This window comes from Massilia psychrophila (assembly GCF_002760665.1).
Lineage (GTDB): Bacteria > Pseudomonadota > Gammaproteobacteria > Burkholderiales > Burkholderiaceae_D > JAFCUW01.
Genome location: NZ_PDOB01000026.1, coordinates 15,013 through 39,884 on the forward strand (window position 1 = coordinate 15,013; position 24,872 = coordinate 39,884).

24 protein-coding genes are annotated in these 24,872 nt (G+C 63.4%); 5 read left to right on the forward strand and 19 right to left on the reverse strand.

From position 1 onward, the window contains the following. Positions 1 to 42: 42 nt before the first annotated feature. The 9 genes from CR103_RS23490 to CR103_RS15390 form a co-directional block, all read right to left on the reverse strand. A complete protein-coding gene (locus CR103_RS23490) occupies positions 43 to 642 on the reverse strand; it encodes a protein YgfX (RefSeq protein WP_229443160.1) in 600 nt (199 codons plus the stop codon). 44 nt (positions 643 to 686) lie between these two features. Beyond that, a complete protein-coding gene (gene fabF, locus CR103_RS15355; RefSeq protein WP_099916838.1) occupies positions 687 to 1,934 on the reverse strand; it encodes a beta-ketoacyl-ACP synthase II in 1,248 nt (415 codons plus the stop codon). 28 nt (positions 1,935 to 1,962) lie between these two features. Then, complete coding sequence (acpP, locus tag CR103_RS15360) at positions 1,963 to 2,202, reverse strand: acyl carrier protein (protein WP_018059410.1); 240 nt, start codon at positions 2,200 to 2,202, stop codon at positions 1,963 to 1,965. Between the two features lie 185 nt (positions 2,203 to 2,387). After that, a complete protein-coding gene (gene fabG / locus CR103_RS15365; RefSeq protein WP_099916839.1) occupies positions 2,388 to 3,125 on the reverse strand; it encodes a 3-oxoacyl-ACP reductase FabG in 738 nt (245 codons plus the stop codon). A gap of 35 nt (positions 3,126 to 3,160) precedes the next feature. Then, the gene (gene fabD, locus CR103_RS15370; protein WP_099916840.1) at positions 3,161 to 4,117 is read right to left on the reverse strand and encodes an ACP S-malonyltransferase; all 957 of its coding nucleotides are present in this window, start codon (positions 4,115 to 4,117) and stop codon (positions 3,161 to 3,163) included. A 52-nt stretch (positions 4,118 to 4,169) separates the two neighbouring features. Next, positions 4,170 to 5,156 carry a beta-ketoacyl-ACP synthase III gene (locus CR103_RS15375; protein ID WP_099916841.1) on the reverse strand — a complete coding sequence of 329 codons (987 nt, stop codon included), beginning with the start codon at positions 5,154 to 5,156 and terminating at the stop codon, positions 4,170 to 4,172. A gap of 14 nt (positions 5,157 to 5,170) precedes the next feature. Beyond that, positions 5,171 to 6,244 carry a phosphate acyltransferase PlsX gene (gene plsX, locus CR103_RS15380; RefSeq protein WP_099916842.1) on the reverse strand — a complete coding sequence of 358 codons (1,074 nt, stop codon included), beginning with the start codon at positions 6,242 to 6,244 and terminating at the stop codon, positions 5,171 to 5,173. 187 nt (positions 6,245 to 6,431) lie between these two features. Then, positions 6,432 to 6,614 carry a 50S ribosomal protein L32 gene (gene rpmF / locus CR103_RS15385; RefSeq protein WP_008449924.1) on the reverse strand — a complete coding sequence of 61 codons (183 nt, stop codon included), beginning with the start codon at positions 6,612 to 6,614 and terminating at the stop codon, positions 6,432 to 6,434. Positions 6,615 to 6,799: 185 nt separating this feature from the next. Further along, positions 6,800 to 7,297, reverse strand: coding sequence for a YceD family protein (locus tag CR103_RS15390; protein ID WP_099916843.1), 498 nt, complete (start codon positions 7,295 to 7,297; stop codon positions 6,800 to 6,802). Positions 7,298 to 7,495: 198 nt separating this feature from the next. Between CR103_RS15390 and CR103_RS15395 the strand changes: the two genes are divergently transcribed. Both CR103_RS15395 and CR103_RS15400 read left to right on the forward strand, forming a co-directional pair. Continuing rightward, the gene (locus CR103_RS15395; RefSeq protein WP_099916844.1) at positions 7,496 to 8,110 is read left to right on the forward strand and encodes a Maf family nucleotide pyrophosphatase; all 615 of its coding nucleotides are present in this window, start codon (positions 7,496 to 7,498) and stop codon (positions 8,108 to 8,110) included. A gap of 112 nt (positions 8,111 to 8,222) precedes the next feature. Further along, positions 8,223 to 8,969: an SAM-dependent methyltransferase gene (locus CR103_RS15400; protein WP_099916845.1), complete on the forward strand. Its 747-nt coding sequence runs from the start codon at positions 8,223 to 8,225 to the stop codon at positions 8,967 to 8,969. Positions 8,970 to 8,983: 14 nt separating this feature from the next. Here CR103_RS15400 and CR103_RS15405 read toward each other — a convergent pair whose 3' ends face one another. The 10 genes from CR103_RS15405 to CR103_RS15450 form a co-directional block, all read right to left on the reverse strand. Next, positions 8,984 to 10,252: an EAL and HDOD domain-containing protein gene (locus tag CR103_RS15405; protein WP_099916846.1), complete on the reverse strand. Its 1,269-nt coding sequence runs from the start codon at positions 10,250 to 10,252 to the stop codon at positions 8,984 to 8,986. A gap of 141 nt (positions 10,253 to 10,393) precedes the next feature. Continuing rightward, on the reverse strand, positions 10,394 to 11,542 hold the full coding sequence (locus CR103_RS15410) for a 23S rRNA (adenine(2030)-N(6))-methyltransferase RlmJ (RefSeq protein ID WP_099916847.1): 1,149 nt from the start codon (positions 11,540 to 11,542) through the stop codon (positions 10,394 to 10,396). Positions 11,543 to 11,759: 217 nt separating this feature from the next. Next, positions 11,760 to 13,058 carry an isocitrate lyase gene (gene aceA / locus CR103_RS15415; RefSeq protein ID WP_099916848.1) on the reverse strand — a complete coding sequence of 433 codons (1,299 nt, stop codon included), beginning with the start codon at positions 13,056 to 13,058 and terminating at the stop codon, positions 11,760 to 11,762. 380 nt (positions 13,059 to 13,438) lie between these two features. Continuing rightward, positions 13,439 to 13,933 (reverse strand): ribonuclease E activity regulator RraA, encoded by a 495-nt coding sequence (gene rraA, locus CR103_RS15420; RefSeq protein ID WP_099916849.1) that lies wholly within the window; start codon positions 13,931 to 13,933, stop codon positions 13,439 to 13,441. 28 nt (positions 13,934 to 13,961) lie between these two features. Further along, positions 13,962 to 15,170 carry an MFS transporter gene (locus CR103_RS15425; protein ID WP_099916850.1) on the reverse strand — a complete coding sequence of 403 codons (1,209 nt, stop codon included), beginning with the start codon at positions 15,168 to 15,170 and terminating at the stop codon, positions 13,962 to 13,964. An 88-nt stretch (positions 15,171 to 15,258) separates the two neighbouring features. Beyond that, positions 15,259 to 17,877, reverse strand: coding sequence for an ATP-dependent chaperone ClpB (clpB, locus tag CR103_RS15430; RefSeq protein ID WP_099916851.1), 2,619 nt, complete (start codon positions 17,875 to 17,877; stop codon positions 15,259 to 15,261). A gap of 95 nt (positions 17,878 to 17,972) precedes the next feature. Beyond that, positions 17,973 to 18,347, reverse strand: coding sequence for a fluoride efflux transporter CrcB (crcB, locus tag CR103_RS15435; RefSeq protein ID WP_099916852.1), 375 nt, complete (start codon positions 18,345 to 18,347; stop codon positions 17,973 to 17,975). Next, positions 18,344 to 18,847, reverse strand: coding sequence for a molybdenum cofactor biosynthesis protein MoaE (locus CR103_RS15440; RefSeq protein ID WP_099916853.1), 504 nt, complete (start codon positions 18,845 to 18,847; stop codon positions 18,344 to 18,346). Before CR103_RS15440 ends, crcB begins: the two co-directional genes overlap by 4 nt. Further along, positions 18,844 to 21,477, reverse strand: coding sequence for a DUF349 domain-containing protein (locus CR103_RS15445; protein ID WP_099916854.1), 2,634 nt, complete (start codon positions 21,475 to 21,477; stop codon positions 18,844 to 18,846). Before CR103_RS15445 ends, CR103_RS15440 begins: the two co-directional genes overlap by 4 nt. Positions 21,478 to 21,695: 218 nt before the next feature. After that, a complete protein-coding gene (locus tag CR103_RS15450) occupies positions 21,696 to 22,295 on the reverse strand; it encodes a hemerythrin domain-containing protein (protein ID WP_143752639.1) in 600 nt (199 codons plus the stop codon). 312 nt (positions 22,296 to 22,607) lie between these two features. Here CR103_RS15450 and CR103_RS15455 point away from each other — a divergent pair, with 312 nt between their 5' ends. The 3 genes from CR103_RS15455 (at position 22,608) to CR103_RS15465 (ending at position 24,809) form a co-directional block, all read left to right on the forward strand. Next, a complete protein-coding gene (locus CR103_RS15455) occupies positions 22,608 to 22,820 on the forward strand; it encodes a hypothetical protein (protein ID WP_099916856.1) in 213 nt (70 codons plus the stop codon). Between the two features lie 203 nt (positions 22,821 to 23,023). After that, positions 23,024 to 23,602 (forward strand): hypothetical protein, encoded by a 579-nt coding sequence (locus CR103_RS15460; protein ID WP_099916857.1) that lies wholly within the window; start codon positions 23,024 to 23,026, stop codon positions 23,600 to 23,602. A 19-nt stretch (positions 23,603 to 23,621) separates the two neighbouring features. Next, positions 23,622 to 24,809 carry a 50S ribosomal protein L11 methyltransferase gene (locus tag CR103_RS15465; protein WP_099916858.1) on the forward strand — a complete coding sequence of 396 codons (1,188 nt, stop codon included), beginning with the start codon at positions 23,622 to 23,624 and terminating at the stop codon, positions 24,807 to 24,809. Positions 24,810 to 24,872: the final 63 nt, after the last annotated feature.

A 24,872-nucleotide genomic window follows, 5' to 3' on the forward strand; every position in this document is an offset into this window, starting at 1 on the left:
GCGCTGCAATAAGTTCAAAGTTTTTTATTGATTTTCGAATATTTATTTTTTCCGAGCTGCAATATCGCGGATTGCCACAGATAAACGCCGAAACTGTCCAGGTTCCACGCTGTCCGGCAGCAACGCCAGCGCGCCGATGACACCGTCTGCGCGCCGCAGGCGCAACACCATGAGTGCTGGCCATACGGTCGAGCCGCGCAACAGCTCTGCGAGGTCGGTGCGCGTGTCATTCGAGCCGATCTCTTGTTGTACCGTCACGCGTAGCTGGCCGAGTCCAGAAATATCAATCCGGCGCACTTTTCGGCCGCGGGCCAGGGAAGCGCCGAGCGCCACGGCCGCCAGCAGGCACGCGCACGCTCCCGCCAGCGGCAGACGAAACGGGCCGGCCAGGCCGCTGCCGAGCGCTGCCGCCGCGCCGAGATTGGCCGCAGCGAAGCAAGCCGTCGCAAAGCGCAGCAGGCGTGACGGAATAATAACGGCGGACACCGCAATCGACATGACGACGACAATTTTCTGCAGGGGCGCCAACCGCGCGGGCCGGGCAAGGGAAGAGGCTGAAAGTCGAACGCCCATCCTTGAGACAAGGATGGGCGTGCTTAGTTCTGGTGCTTGGTTGACGTTCAGCGTGGCCGGTTCAACCACGCGTTCGCTTAGTTGCGAACGCTACTGATTGAAGGCGTTGCGCTTTAGCCCCTGCCGAACACCAGCGTGCCGTTGGTGCCGCCAAAGCCGAACGAGTTCTTCACCGCGATATCGATCTTCATTTCACGCGCCGTGTTGGCGCAAAAATCCAGGTCGCACAGCGGATCCTGGTTGAAGATGTTGATCGTCGGCGGCGATACCTGGTGATGCATCGCCAGCACCGTGAAGACTGCCTCGAGGCCGCCGGCGCCGCCCAGCAGGTGGCCGGTCATCGACTTGGTGGAATTGACCACCAGGCTCGACGCGTGCGCGCCGAAGGTCTTCTTGATGCCCTGTACCTCGGCCAGGTCGCCCTGCGGCGTTGAAGTGCCGTGCGCGTTGACGTAGTCGACCTGGTCGACGTTGATGCCGGCGTTGCTCAATGCCGAGACCATGCAGCGACTGGCGCCGGCGCCATCTTCGACTGGCGAGGTCATGTGATAGGCGTCGGCGCTCATGCCGAAGCCGAGCAGCTCGGCGTAGATTGTCGCGCCGCGTGCTTTCGCATGCTCGTACTCTTCCAGCACCATGACGCCAGCACCCTCGCCCAGCACGAAGCCGTCGCGGTCGCGGTCCCACGGCCGCGAGGCGGTGGCCGGATCGTCGTTGCGCGACGACAGCGCCCTGGCCGAGGCAAAACCGCCAAGCCCGAGCGGCGAGATGGTCGATTCGGCACCGCCGGCGATCATCACGTCGGCGTCGCCGTATTCGATCAGGCGGCCAGCTGCACCGATGCTGTGCAAACCGGTGGTGCAGGCAGTGACGATGGCCAGGTTCGGTCCACGCAAGCCATACTTGATCGACAGGTTGCCAGAAATCATGTTGATGATCGACGCCGGCACGAAAAATGGCGAAATGCGGCGCGGGCCGCGCTTGGCGTACTCTTCCTTGGTCTCTTCGATCAGCGGCAGGCCGCCAATGCCGGAACCAATGATGACACCGATGCGGTCGGCATTTTCTTCGGTAACCACCAGGCCGCTATCTTGCAGTGCCTGGATGCCCGCCGCCATGCCGAAATGGATAAACGTATCCATGTGGCGCGCTTCTTTGGCGGGGATGTATTGCTCGATATCGAAACCGGTGACTTCGCCCGCGAACCGGGTCGAAAACGCTGTTGCATCGAACTTGGTGATATTGGTGATGCCCGACTTGCCGGCCAGCGCGGCGCTCCAGCTATCGGCAATCGTATTGCCGATAGGTGAGACGCAGCCCAGGCCGGTAATGACGACACGACGGTTTCGTGAACGGCTCAAACGATTCTCCTGGATTCAATCAGAAGATTCAAGCCTTGACGTGCGCCGTGGCGTAGTCGATGGCTTGCTTGACGGTGGTGATCTTTTCGGCCTGCTCGTCCGGAATTTCCATTTCGAACTCGTCTTCCAGTGCCATTACCAGCTCGACCGTGTCGAGGGAATCGGCGCCCAGATCGTCAACGAACGAGGACTCGATCTTGATGTCTACTTCTGCAACACCGAGTTGCTCAGCGACGATTTTTTTAACGCGTTGTTCGATATCCGACATGTTATTGACTCCAAGGTGTGTATTACGGAAAGTGCGCGCATTTTATCAGGTTTGCGCGTCGGTAAATTATTTTCGGTGTCTGACACTAACTCAACCGAAGTTACTGCTAAAAGATGAGATTTTACGGGAATCGGAACTGGCGCTGTCGCTGTCGCCCAAATTTCCCCGATTCACGTGAACCTGCATCAGTTCATGAACATGCCGCCATTCACGTGCAAGGTGCTGCCCGTGATATAGCTGCCCTGAGGCCCCGCCAAAAACGCCACCGCATTGGCAATATCCTCCGGCGCGCCCAGGCGTGCCAGTGGGATCTGGGTCAGCAAGGCAGCGTGCTGGTCGGCACCAAGCCCTTTCGTCATGTCGGTATCGATAAACCCCGGCGCGACGCAATTGACGGTGATGTTGCGGCTGCCGATCTCGCGCGCCAGCGCGCGGCTCATGCCTTCGACACCGGCCTTCGCCGCGGCGTAATTCATCTGCCCCGGATTGCCCGACGATGCTACCACTGACGTGATGTTAATAATACGCCCATGCCTCGATTTCATCATGCCGCGCAGAACCGCGCGCGACAGGCGGCCGACGGCGTTCAGGTTGGTCGAGATGACGTTGTCCCACTCTTCGTCCTTCATGCGCATCGCCAACTGGTCCTGGGTGATGCCGGCATTGTTGACCAGAATCGACAGACTGCCGTAGCTGGCCTGGACGTCGGCGACCGCTGCGGCGCAGCCGGCGGCGTCGGTCACGTTCAGGACCACGCCCTTGCCGCCGAACTCGGCGAGATAGGCGCCGATGGCGGCGGCGCCTTGCTCGGTGGTGGCGGTGCCGACCACTTTCGCGCCCTGGCGCGCCAGCTCGATGGCGATGGCCTTGCCAATGCCGCGCGATGCGCCCGTTACCAGCGCTACTTGATTATCCAGATTCATTGTTGTCCTTGATGGTTGTCGTTCAGCGATGCGTGTCATGCCTGGTCAGGCGCATTGACCATGGCGAGCACGCGCTCGAGCGACGCCTGGTCGGCCAGCGCTTCGCCGGCAAGACGGACGTCGATCCGCTTGGCCATGCCGATCAACACTTTGCTCGGGGCGCATTCGATGACCTGTGCGACGCCAACGCTCGCCATGAATTGCATGGTTTCGACCCAGCGCACCGGACTGGCGGCCTGGCGCACCAGCGCCTCCTTGATCGCTTGCGGATCGCTAACGACGGCAACGTCGACGTTGTTGACAAGCGCAATGCCAGGGCTTGAGAACTCCAGCCCGGCCATGTAGGCGCGCAGGCGGTCCGACGCCGGCTGCAGCAGCGACGAGTGAAACGGCGCCGACACCGCCAGCTTCATGGCGCGCTTGGCGCCCTTCGCCTTGGCCAGTTCGCAGGCACGCTCGATGGCGCCGGTGTGGCCGGCGATGACGATCTGGGTCGGCTCGTTGAAGTTAACCGGCTCGATGACCGAGCCGGGCATCTCGGCGGCCGTTTCGAGGCAGACGGCACGCACCTGGTCGCCATCGAGGCCGAGGATGACGGCCATGCCGCCACGGCCGACCGGCACCGCTTCCTGCATCGCCTGGGCGCGAAAGCGCACCAGCGGCACCGCGTCCTTGAAGCTGATCACGCCGGCGGCGACCAGCGCCGAATATTCACCGAGGCTGTGGCCGGCCACCATGGCCGGGACCGGGCCGCCGGCGGCGATCCAGGCGCGGTACACCGCCACCGCGGCGGTCAGCATCACCGGCTGGGTGTTGGTGGTCAGGTCGAGTTCCTCCTTGGGGCCTTCGGCGATCAGGCGGCCGAGGTCGAAGGAGAGCGCGTCGGAGGCTTCGGCGACGGTTTGCGCGACCACGGCGTTGCCGGCGAAGCCGCCCAGCATGCCGACGGCTTGCGAACCCTGGCCGGGAAACAGGAATGCGAATTTACTCATTGAAACGGTGTGCTCCATGGTGTGATTGTGCAACGCGAACCGCTGGCGCCGCCTACATGCGCGCCAGCACGGCGCCCCAGGTAAAACCGCCGCCAACGCCTTCCATCAAGACAGTATTGCCCTGCTTGATGCGGCCGTCACGCACCGCTACGTCGAGCGCAAGCGGGATCGAGGCGGCCGAGGTGTTGCCGTGCTGGTCGACGGTGACGACCATCTTTTCCAGCGGCAGGTGGAGTTTTTTGGCAGTGCTTTTCATGATGCGAATGTTGGCCTGGTGCGGCACCAGCCAGTCGACTTCGGCAGCCGTCATGCCGGCGTGCTCCAGCACTTCATTGGCGACCTGTTCGAGTACCGACACGGCCAGCTTGAACACGGCCGGCCCATCCATGTAGAGAAAACCGCTGCCGGCGATGGCGCCGTTGGCGAGGTTGCCCGGCACGCTGAGGATGTCGGCATGGCTGCCGTCGGCGTGCAGCCTGGAGCCGAGGATGCCAGGCGTTTTCGACGCGCTCATGACGACCGCGCCGGCGCCGTCGCCGAACAGCACGCAGGTGCCGCGGTCTTCGAAATTGAGGATGCGCGAAAACACTTCGGCGCCGATCACCAGCACGTTCTTGTGGTTGCCCGCCTTGATGAAAGCGTCCGCCACCGACACGGCATAGACGAAACCGCTGCAGACTGCCTGGACATCGAACGCGGCGCTGTTGTTGTTCATGCCGAGCTTGCGCTGGACGACGCAGGCGGTGCTCGGAAAGCTGCCGTAAAAGTCGGGCGTCGAGCTGGCGACGATCACCAGGTCGATGTCGTGCGGCTGCATGTCGGCCATCTCGAGCGCTTTTTTCGCCGCCGCCACCGCCAGATCGGACGACAACTCGTCGGCCGCGGCGTAATGGCGCGCCGAAATGCCGCTGCGCGAAAAAATCCATTCGTCGGACGTTTCGATGCCTTTCGCCGCCAGCTGCGAGGTCAGGTCCCCGTTGGTGACGCGGCGCGCCGGCAGATAGCTGCCGGTACCGATAATCTTGCTGTACAAAGTCATTGCTGGCGTCTCGCTTAAATTGTTGAGCCTGGCGTTGCGGTATCGGCCGCGGCCCGCTCGGGCGTGCATGGCATCAGCTCGCCGATCATGGTCGAGAGCTGTTCCTGCACATTATATTTCGCCGCATCAAATGCGCGCTTGATCGCCCACTCGAAAGAATAAGAATCGGCGCCGCCATGACTTTTGAACACCAGCCCGCGCAAGCCGAGCAGGCTGGCGCCGTTGTAGCGTGACGGGTTGAAGCGATCCTTGATCCGTCGCATCGCACCACGTGCAATCAGGGCTCCGAGCATCGTCAGCGGGTTGCGGCGAAACTCCGTGTTCAGCACGTCTTTCATGAAGCGGCCCAAACCCTCGCTCGCTTTCAGGGTCACGTTGCCGACGAAGCCGTCGCACACCACGACGTCAGTGGTGCCCTTGAAAATGTCGTTGCCTTCGACGTTGCCGTAAAAATTAAGCAAGCCGCGCGCGTGGTCTTGCTGCAGCAGCCTGGCAGTCGCCTTGACCACTTCGTTGCCTTTGATTTCTTCGGTACCGACGTTGAGCAGGCCGATGGTCGGACGGGCAGTACCTTCCATCGCTGAAAACAGAACCGAACCCATCACTGCGAACTGATGCAGGTGGTGCGGCTCGCAATCGACGTTGGCGCCAAGGTCGAGCATGTAGGTCGGACCATTTTTCTGGTTCGGCATGATCGAGCAGATGGCCGGACGGTCGACCCCCTGCATGGTCTTGAGCACATAGCGCGAGACTGCCATCAGGGCGCCAGTGTTGCCGGCCGAAACGCAGGCTTTGGCCTTGCCGTCTTTTACCAATTCGACCGCGACACGCATCGACGAATCCTTCTTGCGGCGCAGCGCCACTTCGATCGGATCGTCCATCGTCACTACTTCGGAAGCGTGCTGCACGGTGATACGCGGATGGGTGTCGGCCTTCAGGCGCTTCAGTTCCGCGCTCAGTTCGTCCTCGAGGCCGACCAGGATCAGAAATGCTTCAGGCTCATGCTTGAGAAAAGAAATGGCTGCGGGAATGGTCACGGCGCTGCCGTGATCGCCGCCCATGCAGTCGATCGAGAGTGTAATTATCATCAGGTAGGTGCGTACCGCTGCCCGAACACGGCCGGCGGCAGGATGCGATCTGTAGGCGAGCGCCAGTCAGAGTCAGCGTAATTCAAAATGACGGGGTGCAATTCTTGCAACCAAGACAAAGAAAAAGCGGCGCCACGCAAACAAATACGTCGCACCGCCTTCGCCTTACTCAAAGAAAAAACGTCGATTACTCGTCGTTCTTGGTCTTGAGCACTTTACGGCCACGATAAAAGCCGTTCGGGCTAATGTGGTGACGCAGGTGGGTTTCACCGGTCGTAGGCTCGATGCCCAGTTGCGGCGCAACCAGGAAATCGTGCGAACGGTGCATACCGCGCTTCGATGGGGACTTCTTGTTCTGCTGGACTGCCATGATAACTCCTAAACCATAAGTTCTAAAATTCTAACACATTCGATTGGCAAATACATGCGAATCGAGTATCCCACCGGCAAATGATTCTTTACCGACATATTTAACGCTTTACTACATTTCCAAACCACATTGTCATACTCGATTGCCGCACGCGTCTGACACGTTCTTTACGCCCTGCTCATTACTTATTCTGTTTTGATATCCTTGAGGCTGGCGAACGGCGACGGCTTGACCGCCTTCAGTTCGTCGAGCAGCTTGCTGTCCGGGCAGACCTCGTGTTTCGGCACCTGCGGCAAGGCCAGCAGCGCTTCGTCTTCGACCAGCTCGCGCACGTCGGTGCTGCGGCTGCCGACGATGACGTCGATGCTCTCGTCGTCGAGGATATCTTCGATCTGGTCAGCCTCTTCGTCATCCTTGCCGAGTACCAGCATGGTCGACGAATTCATGTCGTAAGCGAACGGCGTCAGGCAACGCTGGCACATCAGCTGCACGGTGCCGCTGACCGACAACACCAGTGCGGGGTAACCCTCGGCGGTGACGGCGCCGTCGACGGCCCAAACGACCTCGCCGGACTGGTCGGCACAGTCCTTGCCAAGCCGACTCATCGATGCAACCGGCGTGACACCGTCGCGGTGGCCGTTGCTTCGACCGAATTCGAAAGCGTCGATGACAAAAGCACTCATATGAGAAATTTCCCCGGAAAACCTGCGATAATAGCAGGCTTGGCCCCATGAAGTCAAAGACTTGGCGGGTTTTTTTGCACCGGCGGGCGGCGACTGTTGCCGTACCTTTGCTCTATCTGTTTCCCCTATCTGCTACCGCATCTCTTGCCTGTTACACCGAGCGGGCGCATCATCCCTGACAACGCCTTCCAACTTCTGATGATACCAAATCCCGCCCTGCCCCGCCTGATTCTCGCGTCAAGCTCGTCCTACCGGCGCGAGTTGCTCGAACGCTTGCGCCTGCCGTTTGAGGTGATGGTGCCCGACATTTGGGAAGCCTCGTTGCCGGGCGAGCAGCCCGGCGCCACCGCGCTGCGCCTGGCGCGCGAAAAGGCGGCGGCGGTGGCGGCGCGCGCACCCGGCGCCATCGTCATCGGGTCAGACCAGGTCGCCACGCTAGACGGCGAACAGATCGGCAAACCAGGCGACCATGCGCGGGCGCTGGCGCAGTTGCAAAAAATGCGCGGGCGCACGATCGTGTTCCACACCGCGCTGTGCGTATGGGACGGCCGCGCCAGCGCACTGCCGGGGCCGGCACAACTGGAAAATGTTCAGACCGTCGTCACCTTCCGTAACCTGGCCGACGACGAACTGGACGCCTATCTGCATATCGAGCAGCCCTACGATTGCGCCGGCAGCGCCAAGAACGAAGGGCTCGGCATAGCCCTCCTCGAGCGCATCGACAGCAGCGACCCGACCGCACTGACCGGCCTGCCGATGATTGCCCTCACCGCCATGCTGCGCAAAGCCGGCGTGCGTTTTTTCGGCCTGTAAAATAAAATAGGGTCAGACCCGTTTGTTGTACGGCTCAGACATTGTTTTGCCAGTTATAAAACGGGTCTGACCCCATTTTTCCTACCCTGATTCATTCAAAAAGAAGAAGAACATGCCCGGCACTCTTTACCTGATCCCAAATACCCTTGGCAGCACCGGGGCCGCCGCCGGCGCCCTCGACCATATCATTCCGCTGCACGTGCAGGCGCTCACCGCGAAGCTCGACTATTTCGTGGCCGAGAACGCGAAGACCGCGCGCGGCTTCCTGAAACTGATCGCGATCGACCATCCGCTCGCTAGGCCGCTGCAGGAAATCGAGATTGCAGAACTGAACGTGAATACCCCGCCTGCGGCGCTGGCAGGCCTGCTGGCTCCCCTACTGGCCGGGCGTGACGCCGGGCTGGTGTCGGAAGCGGGGGTGCCGGCGGTGGCCGATCCGGGCGCCGACCTGGTGCGTCTGGCGCATCAGCACGGCATCACGGTCAAGCCGCTGGTGGGCCCGTCGTCGCTGCTGCTGGCCGTCATGGCTAGCGGACTCAACGGGCAAAGTTTCGCCTTCAACGGCTACCTGCCCACCGATGCAACGCTGCGCGCCAAGCGCATCAAGGAGCTGGAGGGGCGGTCAAGCCGCGAAAGCCAGACCCAGCTGCTGATCGAGACGCCCTACCGCAACGGCGCGATGCTCGAGGCGCTGGCGGCAACCTGCCAGCCGGGCACGCTGATCTGCGTCGCGACCGACCTCAGCCTGCCGACCGAATCGATCCGCACGCAAAATGGCGGCAAGTGGAAGAGTTTGCTTGCGGCCGGCAAGATGCCGGACTTTCACAAGAAGCCGACGGTGTTCTTACTGCTGGGGTAAGCCGATGAGCGACGCTAGTGCACGTCCTGCGCCAGCTCGTTGATCCATTCGAAAGCGGCCAACTCGATCTCGCGCAAGTCCTTGCTGGTCAGGTCGAGGTGGCGCAAGGCGGTGGCCAGCGGCTTGCCGCACTTGGCTTTTTCGAGCATTTCGACGACGTTGAGCATGTCGCCGTACTCGCCCTGCCGGTACAGCAGCGCGGCGCGGACGTCGTCGGCGACGTCGACAGTGTCGAGGATGTCTTCCATTGCCATCGAGAACAGCGCCTCGGTAAGCGACATGATGCCGACGGTGAAGCCGGTATCGGCGGCGTCTTGCTGGCCTGGATGCATCTTCAGGCTCATCAGCTCGAGCATCTTGCCGCGCGTGGTCGCCATCTGCAGCAACGGCAGGTTCAGTTCGACCTTGGCACCCGGCGTTGCATACAGCAGGATCTGCAGCCAGCGCTGCAATTGCTGGCGCCCCAGCACTTCGATGGCCTGGCCCAGCGTGTCGATCCTGCCGCGCGCGCCGGCGGCCGGGGTGTTGACGAGGCGCAGCAGGTTCAGGCTGATCAGCGCATCGCGCTTGACCGCCAGTTCGATGGTGTGGTTGTCGGCCTCCGAATTGACCAGCTCGAGCAGGTGCAGGATGGCCAGCTCGGACGGCGCAATTTTCTTGCCGCTGAGGATGGCGGGACGGGCAAAATAAAAGCCCTGAAAATATTCAAAGCCGAGTTCGAGGCATCGGCGGAACTCTTCCAACGTTTCGACTTTTTCGGCCAGCAGCGTCTTGTTGTTGCGCCGCAGCGACTGCGTCAGTTCCGGCAGCCGCGCCGGCGCCACGCCCTTGACGTCGATCTTGATGACGTCGACCAGTTCGACCAGGGCGCGGACATCGTCCGACTCGGCCACCACATCGTCGAGGGCAAACTTGAAGCCGAGCGCCTTCAGTTCGGCCAAGCGCGCCAGCAACTCGGGTGTGGCTTTGACGGTTTCGAGGATTTCGAGGATAACCTTGTCGGCCGGCAGGAAGCGCACGTAATCGCTCATCAGTGCAACCGCATTGACGTTGACGAACGCCAGTTGCGGACCGACCACCTGCTCCATACCCAGTTGCGACACGTGCGAAATGACGGCCGCGGTGGCGGCGGCGTCGTCGGTGACGTTCGCCTCGTTCGAGCCGGCTGTGCGGAACAGCAGTTCGAATGCAACCAGATGCTGGTCACGCCCGAGGATAGGCTGACGCGCCAGGAAAAAATCGTCAAAAGGCAATAACAACTGCGCTGCTGCGTCGGTTGACACGGAGCACTCCTGAAAATACCTGGCGCACCGGTTGCCCGGCTTGATAACCAATCCGGGCGGCGCCTACAGTCCAACTATACTACATATTCAGTTTCATTTGCATTTCGACATCGAAACCTGTACCCCTGATTTCAGCGTCGTTCAAGGCCGGCGCGATCCGGGAGGTTTCGGCCCGGTCGGGCGGCCGGTCGGACGCGCGCTGGTGCGGCGTGCACCCGGCGCGGCGGCAGGCTGGCGTAGACCCGCCGGGGCCACCGCACCCGCCGCACCGGGGGTGCCGGCGGGCGCCTGGCCCGGCAAGCGCAGGCTACCGGTGCCGGCGGTCGGGCTGGCGCGGCGTGCATTGCCGACCGGCACGCGGGCGCTGCCGTTAGCGCCGACCCTTGACGTCGACGAACCGGTCATCTGGGTACCGGATTCGATGACAAAGGTGGCGTCGGCGTTCTTGCCCAGCACCTGCACCAGGTACGGCATCACCTGGCGCAAGGTAGGCTCGAGGGTGTATGGCGGGTTGATGATGAACATGCCGCTGCTATGCAGTCCGAATCCATCCGGGCCCGGGGTCGACACCGTCAGTGTGACGTTCAGCCATTCCTTCGACGGCAAGCGCTTGAGCTTGTCGGCGAATTGGCGCGATTCCATGCGCTGCAGCACCGGATACCAGATCGCAAAAATGCCGCTCGGGAAGCGTTCGAGCGAACCTTCCAGCGCATCGCGCACCTTGCGGTAGTCCTGCTTGTCCTCATAGGGCGGATCGATCAGTACCAGCGCGCGGCGCGACGGCGGCGGCAGCAGCGTCTTGAGCGCCTGGAAGCCGTCGCCGCGTTCGATCAGCACCCGCTTGCCGCGCCCGGCCGGGCGTTCGCCCTGCTCGGCGGCGTGTTCAGCCACCTTGCGAAAGTTATCCGCCAATATCTTGCTGTCGGCCGGGTGCAGTTCGAACAGGCGCAGGCGGTCTTGCTCGCGCATGAGCTTGTCGGCGCAATACGGCGAGCCAGGGTAGTAACGCATCTTGCCGCTCGGATTCAGGCCCTTGACCAGGTTGACGTAAGCGGCCAGTTGCTTCGGCATGTCCTTGCGTTCCCACAGCGGGCCGATGCCGGTTTCGTATTCGGCGTTCTTGGCGGCGTAGCCGCCATCGAGGGCGTACACGCCGGCGCCCGAGTGGGTGTCGATGTAGGTATAAGCGGTGTCCTTCTGGTTCATGTACTCGTGCAACTGGATTTGCACGAAATGCTTGAGGACGTCGGCGTGATTACCCGCGTGAAAGGCGTGGCGGTAGCTAAGCATGGAATTTCCAAATAACGGGATCGGACGGCGCGCGGCATTGCAAAATGCAGCGCAAAGTTCCGATATTATCCACCACATTCGATAATCGGTGACGATTTTGGACTGGCCGCGCCTGGCCGCGCCCTCGACGCAGGCGCAAAAAAGCCGCACCGGCGGTTTGCCGGTACGGCTTTCAGCGCGTCGGAAAAGGGCTTGCGCCCTCCTCCCTGGCCCCCTTTTACGCCACTTTTTTCTCGTCGAAAAATTGTTCATCTTCGGTCGAGCCGTGCAGCGCCGTGGTCGAGCTCTGGTGTTGCTGGATGGTCTGGGTGACCGCGTCGAAGTAGCCGGTGCCGACTTCGCGCTGGTGCTTGACCGCGGTAAAACCCTTGTCGGCCGATGCAAATTCGGCTTCCTGCAGCTCGACGAAGGCGGTCATGTTGCGGCGCGCATAGCCGTGGGCCAGGTTGAACATGCCGTAGTTGAGCGCATGAAAACCGGCCAGCGTGATGAACTGGAACTTGTAACCCATCGCGCCCAGTTCTTTCTGGAACTTGGCGATGGTGGCGTCGTCGAGGTTTTTCTTCCAGTTGAACGAAGGCGAGCAGTTGTAGGCCAGCATCTTGCCCGGGAACTTGGCGTGCACGGCATCGGCGAACTGCTTGGCGAAGGCCAGGTCAGGCTTACCGGTTTCGCACCACACCAGGTCGGCGAACGGGCAATATGCGAGGGCGCGGGCGATTGACTGCTCGAGGCCGTTCTTGACGCGGTAAAAGCCCTCGACGGTGCGCTCGCCTGTGCAGAACGGCTGGTCGTTGGGGTCGATGTCGGACGTCAGGAGGTCGGCCGCCTCGGCGTCGGTACGGGCGATCACCAGGGTCGAGGTGCCCATGACGTCAGCGGCGAGGCGGGCGGCGGTCAGTTTTTCGACAAATTCGCGGGTAGGTACAAGCACCTTGCCGCCCATGTGGCCGCATTTCTTGACCGACGCCAGCTGGTCTTCGAAGTGCACGCCGGCCGCGCCCGCATCGATCATCGACTTCATCAGTTCGTAGGCATTGAGCACGCCGCCGAAGCCGGCTTCGGCGTCAGCGATGATCGGCGCGAAGTAGTCGATGTCGTCGCGGCCTTCGGACCACTGGATCTGGTCGGCGCGCTGGAAGGTGTTGTTAATTTTCTTGACGACCGTCGGCACCGAATTGACCGGGTACAGCGACTGGTCCGGATACATTTCGCCGGCCATGTTGGCGTCGCCCGCCACTTGCCAGCCCGACAAATAAATCGCTTTCAGGCCGGCCTTGACTTGCTGCATGGCCTGGTTGCCGGTCATGGCGCCGAGGGTGGCAACGAACGGCTCGGTGGCAAGCAGGTCCCACATCTTTTCGGCGCCGCGCTGGGCGATGGTGTGCTCGATCTGCAACGAGCCGCGCAGCCGGACCACGTCGGCGGCGGTGTAATTGCGGACCACGCCCGTCCAGCGCGGGTTGGTATCCCAGTCTGCCTGCAAAGCTGCCACTTGCTGTTCACGAGTTGCCATGGTTGTTCTCCTGATTGAAATATTGAGTTGAAAATCTAAATCCCTAGACAAATCATAGACTTTTTTGTGCACAGCAGCACACTCTTATATAAGACATATAACTAAATTAAATTAGTTAATAATCAGTGACTTATCGTTTTAATTTCGCAATGCGAAATTAGATTTCTTAAAATGGGAGCGCCGGACGCAGTTTTTCTCGCTAACATCTCACCATGCGAAATGACAACACCACCTGATGAAAACGCACAGTGTCCAGGCGCATGAACGGCCATGACCAATGGTAGAAGCGCGCTCCAACGTCGGGCTTGACGTGAGGCAACTAAAGCCGGGACAAGCCCGGCATCGCCGCGATCGAAGAAATTTCGGCTGGGGGCTGCAGCTCAGGCGAGCTGCTGTTGCGCCACAAGGACGCCGTCGGTGTCGGCATACATCCAGTCGCCCGGATTGACGGCCACGCCCTGGACGACAATCCGGGTGTTGTGCTCGCCGGTGCCGGCCTTGCTGCTTTTTTGCGGATGGGTGGCCAGGGCGCGCACGCCGATCTCGCAGCTGTTGATTTCGTCGCTGTCGCGCACGCAACCGTCGACGACGATGCCGCTCCAACCGTTGTCCTGGGCCAGCAGCGCCAGCTGACCGCCGACCAGCGCGCGCCGCAGGCTGGCGCCGCCGTCGATCACCAGCACGCTGCCGTGGCCCGGGCCTTCGAGCGTGGAGCGCACCAGCGCGTTGTCCTCGAACACCTTGAGGGTGACCGCCGGCCCGCTGAACTTGACGCGCAGGCCGAACAGGCGGAACACCGGCGGCAGCACCGCCAGCCGGCCTTGGGCCAGCAGCTCGGGGTGATTATCGCAAAGGTCGGTGGTGGCAAAGTCCATGGCGGCTCCTTGAAAAATGAATAAAATTTTATGCTTTTTGCAGCACCGGTGCGCGCTTGCTGCCGTTGATACCGACCGCGGTGATGATCGACAATGCCTGGAACAGGCCGATGCAGATGAATACCCAGGACGGGTGGTGGGCGTCCATCAGTGCGCCGAACAGCAGCGGGCCGACCGCCAGGCCGCTGTCGAGGCCCGAGTACACCACGCCGAACACGCGGCCGGTGGCGTTGGCCGGCGCCGCCGAGCGGATCAGGAGGTCGCGCGACGGCCCGGCCACGCCCGATGCCAGGCCGACGGCGCCCATCAGCGGAACCACCATCCACCCCGGCACCACCGCCAGCGCCAGCAGCAGCGCCAGGCCGGCCGCCAGCGCAAAGGCGATCATGATGGTGCGGTCATGACTGAGCGCGCGGGCGGCGATGAAGCCGCCGGCGGCCATGCCGCCGGCCGACGCCAGCATGTAGGCGGTGTAGGCGGTGGTGGCCGACGCCAGCGATACCTGGTACAGCGCCACCAGGCTGGTCGAGGCGAAGCTCTGGATGCCGCCGAGCGCGATCGACGACAGAAAAAAGAAGCCGAAGCACATCCACACCGTCGGCAGGCGCAGGAAGGCAAAGTTACCCTCCCGCGCCGCGCCGGCAGCCTTGGGGGCCACCGGGTCGGCTGCCAGGTAAGCGCGATTGAAAAATATCAGCAGCAGCATGATTACAGGAATGGCGCTTGAGGCCAGCACCGCGGTGCGCCAGCTAGACGCCGCTGCGACGCCGCCAAGGAACAGCGGCGCCGCGGCCCAGCCGAGGTTGCCGCTGATGCCGTGCACCGAAAACCCGTGCGCCAGCCGCGCCTTCGAGACGCGCTGGTTGAGCAGGGTGTAATCGGCGGGATGAAATACCGAATTGCCGAGGCCCGCGATGAGCGAGCCGATCATCAGCATCGGGTAACCGCGGGCGCCGGCCAGCACCAGCGCGGCGGTGGCGAGCAGCGCCAGGCCGCCGATCAGCACGCGGGTAGCGCCGACGCGGTCGACGACGAAACCGGCCAGCACCTGGCCGACGCCGGAGATGACGAAGAACACCGTCATCAACAGCCCGAGCTCGGCGTAAGTCAGGCCGAACGCCGGTTTCAGCCAGGGGAAGACGGCGGCGAGGATCAGGTGGTAGAAGTGCGACACCCCGTGGGCCATGCCAACCAGGCCGATGACGCGCGCGTCCTGGCGCAGGGGTGCTCGTTGCATAGGGTGGTCCCGCTGTGGTCAAGCAGGTATTGTAGCCACTTACTTACCTACCTACCTTCTTACCTACTTACCCACCTGCTTACCTGCTTCAACCCGGGATTTTTTCCAGCGCCACCGTTTGCGGTTCGCCGAACACCAGGCTGCCGCGTTCAACACCGACGGTAATCGTGTCCTTCGGGCCGAACTTGCCCGACAAGATCAGCTTCGACAACGGATTTTCGATCTGCTGCTGGATCGCGCGCTTGAGCGGACGGGCGCCGTACACCGGATCGTAGCCGGCTTCCGCAATCTTTTGCAGCGCCTCTTTCGACACCACCAACGCCATGTCCATCTTCTCGAGTCGCCCCTCGAGCTGGCGCAGCTGGATCTTGGCGATCGCGCCGATATTTTTTTCGTCGAGCGCATGGAACACGACGATCTCGTCGATCCGGTTGATGAACTCGGGCCGGAAATGGTTGCGCACCTCGGCCATCACGGCCAGCTTGACCACGCCCGGGTCGTCGCTCTCCATCGACTGGATCTTGTGCGAGCCGAGGTTCGAGGTCATCACGATCACCGTGTTCTTGAAGTCGACGGTGCGGCCCTGGCCGTCCGTCATGCGGCCGTCATCCAACACCTGCAGCAGCACGTTGAAGACGTCCTGGTGGGCTTTTTCGATTTCATCGAACAGGATCACGCTGTACGGCCGGCGCCGCACCGCTTCGGTCAGGTAGCCGCCTTCGTCGTAGCCGACATAGCCGGGCGGCGCGCCAATCAGCCGCGCTACCGAATGCTTTTCCATGAATTCGCTCATGTCGATGCGGATCATCGATTCTTCGGTATCGAACAGGAACGACGCCAGCGCCTTGCACAGCTCTGTCTTGCCGACCCCGGTGGGGCCGAGGAACATGAAAGAACCATACGGGCGGCTCGGGTCGGCCAGCCCGGCGCGCGAGCGCCGGATCGCATCCGACACCGCTTCGATCGCCTCGTCCTGGCCGACCACGCGCTGGTGCAGCCGGTCCTCGATGTGCAGCAGCTTTTCGCGCTCGCCTTGCATCATGCGCGACACCGGGATGCCGGTCGCGCGCGACACCACTTCGGCGATTTCCTCGGCGCCGACCTGGGTGCGCAGCAGTTTTGGCTTGGCACCGACGGCGTTGAGCGCGGTCGCGTCTTCCGCGTGCTTGAGTTGCGCTTCGAGTTCAGGCAGCTTGCCGTACTGGAGCTCGGACATCAACGCGTAGTCGCTCTGGCGCTTGGCTTCCTCCATCTGGTGGCGGATCCGTTCGATCTCTTCCTTGATGTGGGTGGTCCCCTGCACCATCGCCTTTTCGGCCTTGAGGATTTCCTCGTAGTCGTTGTATTCGCGTTCCAGGCGGGCGATCTCGTCGTCGATCAGGCCCAGGCGCCGCTGCGACGCTTCGTCCTTCTCCTTTTTGACCGCTTCCTTCTCGATTTTCAGCTGGATGATGCGGCGCTCGAGCCGGTCCATCACTTCGGGCTTGGAGTCGATTTCGATCTTGATCTTCGCGGCCGCTTCGTCGATCAGGTCGATCGCCTTGTCGGGCAGGAAGCGGTCGGTGATGTAGCGGTGCGACAGCTCGGCGGCGGCGATGATGGCCGGGTCGGTGATCTGCACCTTGTGGTGCAGCTCGTACTTGTCCTGCAGCCCGCGCAAAATCGCGATGGTCGCTTCCACCGTCGGCTCCTCGACCAGCACTTTCTGGAAGCGGCGCTCGAGCGCGGCGTCCTTCTCGATGTACTTGCGGTATTCGTCGAGCGTGGTGGCGCCGACGCAGTGCAGTTCGCCGCGCGCCAGCGCCGGTTTGAGCATGTTGCCGGCGTCCATTGCGCCCTCGGCCTTGCCGGCGCCGACCATCGTGTGCATCTCGTCGATGAAGACGATGGTCTGGCCTTCGTCCTGGGCCAGTTCCTTGAGCACCGATTTGAGGCGCTCTTCGAACTCGCCGCGGTACTTGGCCCCGGCCAGCAGCGCCGCCATGTCGAGCGAGAGCACGCGCTTGCCCTTGAGGGAATCGGGTACCTCGCCGTTGATGATACGCTGCGCCAGGCCTTCGACGATGGCGGTCTTGCCGACGCCAGGCTCGCCGATCAGCACCGGATTGTTCTTGGTGCGCCGCTGCAAGATCTGGATGGTGCGGCGGATTTCGTCGTCGCGCCCGATCACCGGATCGAGCTTGCCCTGGCGCGCCCGCTCGGTCAGGTCGAGCGTGTATTTTTTGAGCGATTCGCGCTGGCCTTCGGCGTCCTGCGAATTGACCGCCTCGCCGCCGCGCACCGCGTCGATCGCCAACTCGAGCGCCTTGCGCGTGAGGCCCGCTTCGCGCGCCAGCCTGCCACAATCGGATTTGTCTTCCGTCAGCGCCAGCAGCACCATTTCGCTGGCGATGAACTGGTCGCCGCGCTTCTGCGCTTCCTTGTCGGCCAGGTTCAGCACCGCCATCAGCTCACGGCCGATCTGCGTTTCGCCGCCGGTGCCGGACACCTTGGGCAAACGTTCGAGCGCGCTTTTCAAGGCGTTCGTCATGGCGCCGACATTGACGCCGGCACGCAAAAACAGCGAGCGGGCGCCGCCATCGTCCTGGTTCAGCAGCGCTGTCAGCAGGTGGACCGGCTCGATATACTGGTTGTCGTTGCCCACCGCCAGGCTTTGCGCATCGGATAGCGCTTCCTGTAGTTTGGTCGTGATTTTGTCTTGCCGCATGGTACTGCTCCCCGAATTTGACTTACCGAGCATTTTGGGGCGATGGCATGGTTTTCAAGACAAGCACCAGAGAGCGTGCGCTCGACGTCAGCGCCTCAGGCCGCCAGCGCGCGCCAGGTGGCGAAGCCGGCGATGCAGCAGGCGATCGAGCCAAGCAGGTGCAATGCCGAATGCGCCAGCGCCCAGCCATAGTCGCCGCGCTGCATCAGCAGCACCGATTCGCCTGAAAAAGTGGAAAACGTCGTCAGCCCGCCGAGAAAGCCGGTGACGGCGAACAGCCGCCACTGCGGCGAGATGTGCGGGTAGGCGCTGAAAAAGCCGAGCGCCAGGCCCACCAGATAGCCGCCGCCAAGGTTGGCCGCCAGGGTTCCCAAGTTCAGCCTGCCGTGCACACCGCCCAGCCACAGCGCCAGGCCCCAGCGCAGCCAGGCGCCGCAAGCTGCGCCCAGCCCCACTGCGAGCCAGCTCAAGGGCTGACCGGGCTGGACGGGTTGGCCCATTTGGCCATCGCAGCCTCGTCGGTGACGCGGGCGTCGACCCAGCGCGCGCCGCTTGGGGTCTGCTCCTTCTTCCAGAACGGCGCGTCGGTTTTCAGATAGTCGATGATGAACTCGCAGGCGGCGAACGCTTCGCCGCGGTGCGCCGCGCCGCAGGCGACCAGCACGATCTGCGCCATCGGCTTGAGCGGGCCGACCCGGTGGATCACCAGGGCGCCCGACAAAGGCCAGCGCGCGCAGGCCTGGTCGACGATCCCCTTTAGCGACTGTTCCGTCATGCCGGGATAATGTTCGAGCTCCATTTCGGCCACGTTCGCGCCGTCGTTCATGTCGCGCACCGTGCCCACAAAAGTCACCACGGCGCCGACCCGGGGGTCGCCCGCGCGCAGCCGCGCCACTTCGGCGGACAGGTCGAAATCGTCCTGCTGCACCCTGACCTGCCTGAACTGCGCGATCGGTTCGATCTGCGTCATCCTGGATCCTTGCCGGTGTCTTTGCCGATGTCTTTGCCGATGTCCCTGCCGATACTGGCGAACAGCTGGTCGATGCGCGACGCGGTACGGTCGTCGGCCAGGGCCGGCATCGCGCACAACTGGCGCAACTGGGCGGCCTGGCTCAACGGCTTCTGGCCGGACTTGAGCGAGGACTGCAGCACTTCGACCTGCAGCTTGAGGCGCTCGCGGGCGAACTCGCTGCCGCTGTCGATGCCGGCGGCGATTTCGAGGCGCAGGATTTCCTGCAGCAGTGTCGGGCGATTCTGTTCGAGCAGCCGGACGTAGACGGCGCGCGCATCGTCGGCCGCGGCCAGTACCGCCTGCGCGGCCTTGAAACGCGCCGCCAGCACCGCTTCGTAGTCGGGCTGCAAGGCCGGCAGCGCCGCCCAGCGCGCATCCCAGTCCCCGCTGTCATCCGACGGCGGCACCAAAGGTCGAGCCAATTCGGCTTCGAGCCGCTGGCACAGGCGCAGCTTGTCGCGCAGGGCGCCGGCCTGGGCCGCACCGGCGGCGCGGCGGGCGTTCTGGGCCTGCTGCTGGACGGCGGCGATGGCCGCCTGGTAACGTTTGTCGACTTTCGCTTCGGCCGCGCGCGGCACCGGCCCGATCGCCTGCCATTCGGCGGCCGCTTCGCGCAGCAGGCATGATAGTGCGGTCGCATCGACGCCGGCCCGGTTCGACGCTTCCAGGCGGGCGGAAACCGCATCCTTGGCCGCCTGGTGGGTGCGGCGTTCGGCGTCGGCCGCGTGGGCGCTCTCCTTGCGCTTGGCGAACACGGCGTCGCAGGCGGCCCGGAAGCGATGCCACATCGCCTGCTCGGCCTTGCGTTCGAGCGGCAGCGCGCGCGCCAGTTCCTGCCAGCGTTCCTGCGCGGCGCGCAAGGCGTCGAGCGCGTGGCGGTCAGAAGCGTCGAGGGCGGCGACCTGCTCGATCAGTTCCTCGCGGTGCGCCACTTCCGACTTGCGCTGCTGTTCGAGCGGCGCTTGCAGGACGTTGAGGACATCGGCGAACTGCTGGTCGAGGCGTTTTTTATCCTTGCGGTCGATCGCGCCCAGATGGCTCCAGCCCAGGCGCAGCCGCTGCACGGTGACCGCCATCTGCTTCCAGTCGACACTGTCGGCGCCGGCCAATCCGGCCGCTTGCGCATTTGCTTCCGCGATCAGCGCCTGCGCCTTGGCGGCGTTGGTGTGGCGTTCTTCGGCCAGGTGCTTGAAGTGGGCCGCGGCCGGCGCATAGGCGGCGCCGCAGGCGGCGTCGAAACGCTCCCACAGGCTCTTCGGCGCGGCGCCGGACAGGGTATCGAGCGCCTTCCAGCGCTCGCGCATGCTGCCGACCTTCTTGGCCAGCTCGCTCATCACCAGCGACTGCGTGGTCAGGTTTTCGACCGCCTTGATCAGTTCTTCGCGCGAGACATTGCCGCCCCAGCGGGCCCAGTCCGACAAGCGTTTCAGTTCGCCGCGGGCGTGCGCCAGCCGCTCCGACTGGGCCGCCGTCAGGCGCATGCCCTTGCTGTCCTTGAGGGCCTTGTCGTGTTCGGCGGCGCTGCCGAGCGAACCTTGCTGCAGCGCCGCTTCCATCGCCGCCAGCTCATCGAGGAAGTGCTGGTCGGCGCCCGGCGCGGACGGACGGGCTGGTCCGGCCGAGCGGGCCGGGTCAGCCCCGCTTTTTGATTCCGCCGGGCGCGCCTCCTTCGGCTTACGCACTTCCTGCGGCACGCTCGCCAGCAGCGCGTCGAAACGCTGCTGCAGGCCGGCGGCGGCGTCGCCCGGGGGCCCTGGCGGCAGCTTGCTCCATTCTTTTTTCAGGGCGTCAACATTGAGCGTGGCGGTCGCTTGCGCCTGCCAGAGCGCCAGCATCGCTTCGCGGCCGGCGAGGGCTGCCTCGCCCTGCTCGAGCGCGCCGATGCTGGAGGCCAGGCGCGCGCGTTCGGCGGCAAATTCAGTGACCAGGTGGCGCGGCAGCGATGCGTACTCCGGGGCGACGAGCGCGGCGGCGTGAAGGGCGTCCAGCTGCTCGAGCGAGGCCGCAACCTCGGCCACCGGCAAAGCGCTGGAGGCCAGCTTGCGCAGCGCGGTTACGCTGTCGATGACGCCGCGCTGCAGCACGACCTGTGCCTCGAGGCGGCGCGCCAGCGCGGTGCGCACGAGGTCGAATTCACCCATCAGTTCGGGCGCGGCGATCACCGCCCAGCGCCGGTCGAGCTCGGCGACCTGGTTGGGGGTCAGTTTTTCGTCCGCCAGTAACTGCCTGGCATGGTCGAGGCAAGCCTGGCCACGCTGCAGTTCGGATTGGTGGTGGCGGATTGCGTCGAGACGCGACTGCATCAGCTTGGCGACGCGCCGATCGGTATTGCGGATCGCGGCGTGCACGCGCTCGAGCTGGGCCGGGGTACGGACGAACTCGGCCGCAGCGAGGCGCAGCTCGGAAAAGTCGCACTGCAGGATGAAGTCGGCGGCTGCTACCTCGTTGCCCGCAAGCTGCTTGACCTTTTCGGCTTGAAGCGCGCGTTGCGCGCCGGCTGGGGCGGCAGCCGGGTCCGACTTCGCAGCCTTGCCGGCCGGCATATCCCCGGGCTTGTCGTCGGGTCGCTTGAAAAGGAATTCGAACATGGCGTCGGCTCAATCGCTCAAAACCGCCATGATAGCAAGAAGGCAGCTAAAGGGTAGCGGGAACCGAGCAAGAATGAAGCAACAGCGCAGCGGACGGCGAAATTGGCGACGGTGCGCCGGGCGACGATGCGCCGGGCGACGATGCGCCGTTGTCCGCGCTGGAACCTGACTCAGTAAGCCGGTACAGGTTCCTGGACGCGCAAGGGGGGGCTGTAAAATTAGTGCGTCAACGTGATGCGGGCGGCGCGCTGATCGGCCAGCCGGCCATTGGCCGGCACCGCGGCCGGGGCGGGGCCGGGCCGCACCGGCCTGGTTTCCTGTACGTAGGCTTCATGCGCCAGCATCTTGTTGGCGATCGAGAACCACGCCTCGCCCGAGATGACCGTGCGGGCGACCGGGAACAGCTCCTGCTCTTCGCGGGCGAGGCGCTGCAGCAAGGCGTTGCAGAAGGCGTCGACCGATGCGCAAAATTCGGTCACACGGTCGGCCGAATCGATCGACAGGCCGGCGAAGCGTTCGGCGACTTCGCCCATCGCCACGGCAGCGGCGTTGTTCAGGCGCTCGAGATCGAGCAGCAGCTGGTCTGCATCGTGAGTCGCCCGGTGGATGGCCGGAATAAGGAATTTTTCGATCTTGCGCCAATGGCAGGTATCGTACAGACGGCGCAAGGCATTGCACGCGTAATCGACCTGGCCGGGGGTCAGCGCGCGCTGTTGGGCAAAATTGTTGTAAAGAACTTTTTGAAGGGACTGCAGACTGACGCGGACGCTGGCTTGCTCGACCGATAGTGCAACGAGGGTATATGTCGCAGTTAGCATTCGTTCTCCTAAGTGACACCTAGCAGGGGGCCTGCCCACTTGTCGGGGAGCCTTGGCGTCTGCGAGGATTGAGTGAAAGAAACAGGCCGGGAGAAAGTTCTTTTTGTCATCAGCCCGAGGAACTAGTGTAAAGAGGCTCGGCAGGTCAGTGTTTGATCTAGCGCAAACTCGGCGGCTTGCACTACGGAAAGTAAAATTGTCGGCTTTCAATCGGCGGTGTCTTGATTCACTCGTTACTGGGCCAGCCGCCAGCCGCGTTTCGATGCGTTGCGGATGATAAAATGGCCGCCTTGCCACCCACCCGTTTCCACCATGTTAAAACCAGCTCGCATCCTCACGTTCAAATGCGCCAAGTGCGCAAAAGCGGTCAAAGTCTTCCTGCAAAAAGTATCTGCCTGCTCGCATATCCAGCCCTACCAGGGCATCTGCGCTTGCGGCGAAATCAAACGCCATGCCACTGGCAATCAGGCTGCCGTAGCGTCTTACTTGGCTTCCGACGACGGGGGCTGGATGCATCACCATTAAAAAATATCAAAAAAACAGCTAAAGCATTTAAACAAGACGTCGTTAACCTATTTACGCTCATCCAGAAAGATGCAGGCTAACAACATGTCCAATCCCGTCGCCTTGGGTTCACGCCCGGTTTATTCCCCCTCGTTCCAGATCGCACAGGACAGCAAGCCTGAGGCGCGCAATACGCCTCGGCCAACGGCAAGGCGGCGGCGCGGATGCCAACGGTCGATCCGGTAACGTCGCCGTCGTCGAGCAGCATCACGCTGTCGCAGCAGGCGCTCGACAGCCGGCTCGGTCAATTGGGCGACAAGACGGTCGAGGCGGCGCAGCGCTTTATTGGCAACATCGCTGCAATCTTGTTCGGCGACGCCGCCAATGGAGCGGCCGTCCAGCTCGACACGATGAGCGTGGCGGCCGATACCGGCCGCTCCGCCTTGGTCGAGTCCGGCTCGAATGCAGGCGTCAAGCTTGACTTGGCAGCACTGCAAATGAACGCCAGCGCAGCGTTCGTTGGCCGCGCCACCATTGCCACCGCCGACGGCCAGTCGTTCGAGGTCGAGATCGCAATAGAGTACGCCGCCTCGGTCGGGGTGAGTTACAGTTTTGCGAACAGCGCTGCAAACAGCAACGCCGTCCAGCCGCCGCTGAAGGGGCCCGATGCGCTTGCCCTGACCGGCAGGCAGTTGCCGGCGATCGAGTGCCGCGCCGGCCGCGTCCGGCCCAATTACCACCGCCTGAGCCGACCGGGCCGCCCTGGCCCGCATGCATGGCGTGCGCATATAATGACGGATTAACCTTTCCGATCGCCCCACCATGCCAGTTACTCCCGCTTCCGATACACCAAGCCGCATTCACTGGAGCGAAGGCGAAGTGGCGCACTCGGCGCGTTGGCGCTCGGAAAGCGGGATGCCGGCGCCGAAAAAAGTGGTGGTCGTCAACGACCAGACCCCGGCCGACACCGCCTACCGCCTCGCTTGCGAAGGCACCGCGCTGCTGTGGCGGGGCGACTTCCAGAACGCGCGCCAACTGCTGCAGGCGATGGCCCGCCGGGCCGACACCAAGGGCAGCAAGGACACTAAAGCGAAGCGCGCGAAGCCGGCAAATGCATCTGCCGCGGTGGCGCCCTCGCCGGCGGCGGCCTTCCACCTGCACCGCCAGGCCCAGTCGCAGCGCGCCCGCACGCTGGCCATGCTGTTAATCCCGTTCGACGCCGATTACACCATCCCGCTGCGCCGTGCGCCAAGCGTGACGCAAGCCTGCAACGAAGCCTATGGCCGCCCGGACGCGCCGTTCGTCGCTTCGCTGCGTGAGCTGCTAGGCCTGATCGGCGCCCACGAGTGGCGCAAGAACGGCGTCGACATCCCGGCCCTGGGCGCGAAAATCCACCCGCACTACGGCGTGTTCTCGCCGATTCGTGGCGAATACCTCGAACTGGTCAACCAGGCGCCGCTGCCGCCCGGCGCCACGCTGGCGTTCGACATCGGCACCGGCACCGGCGTGCTGGCGGCAGTGCTGGCGCGCCGCGGCGTTGGCAAAATCATCGCCACCGACATGGATCCGCGCGCGCTGTCGTGCGCGCACGACAATCTGTACCGGCTGGAACTGCTGGAGCGCGTCGAGGTCGTCCAGGCCGACCTGTTCCCGGAGGGCCAGGCGGCGCTGATCGTATGCAATCCGCCGTGGCTGCCGGGCCGGCCCAGTTCGTCGATCGAATACGCGATCTACGATCCGGACAACCGCATGCTCAAGGGTTACCTTGGAGGCCTGGCGCGCCACCTGGCGCCCGGCGGCGAAGGCTGGCTGATCCTGTCCGACTTGGCCGAGCACCTCGGCCTGCGCCCGCGCGAACAACTGCTGGCGCTGATCGAGGCAGGCGGGCTTACCGTCGTCGCCCGGCACGATGTCCGTCCCACCCATCCGCGCGCAAGCGATGCGGGCGACCCGCTGCACGCCGCCCGCGCGGCTGAAGTGACGAGCTTGTGGCGCCTTGCCGCACGCTAAATCGCAGCTCGCCACACACTAAAAATTAGGCCATTGCGCGCGCGCCCGTTTGTCCGTATAATC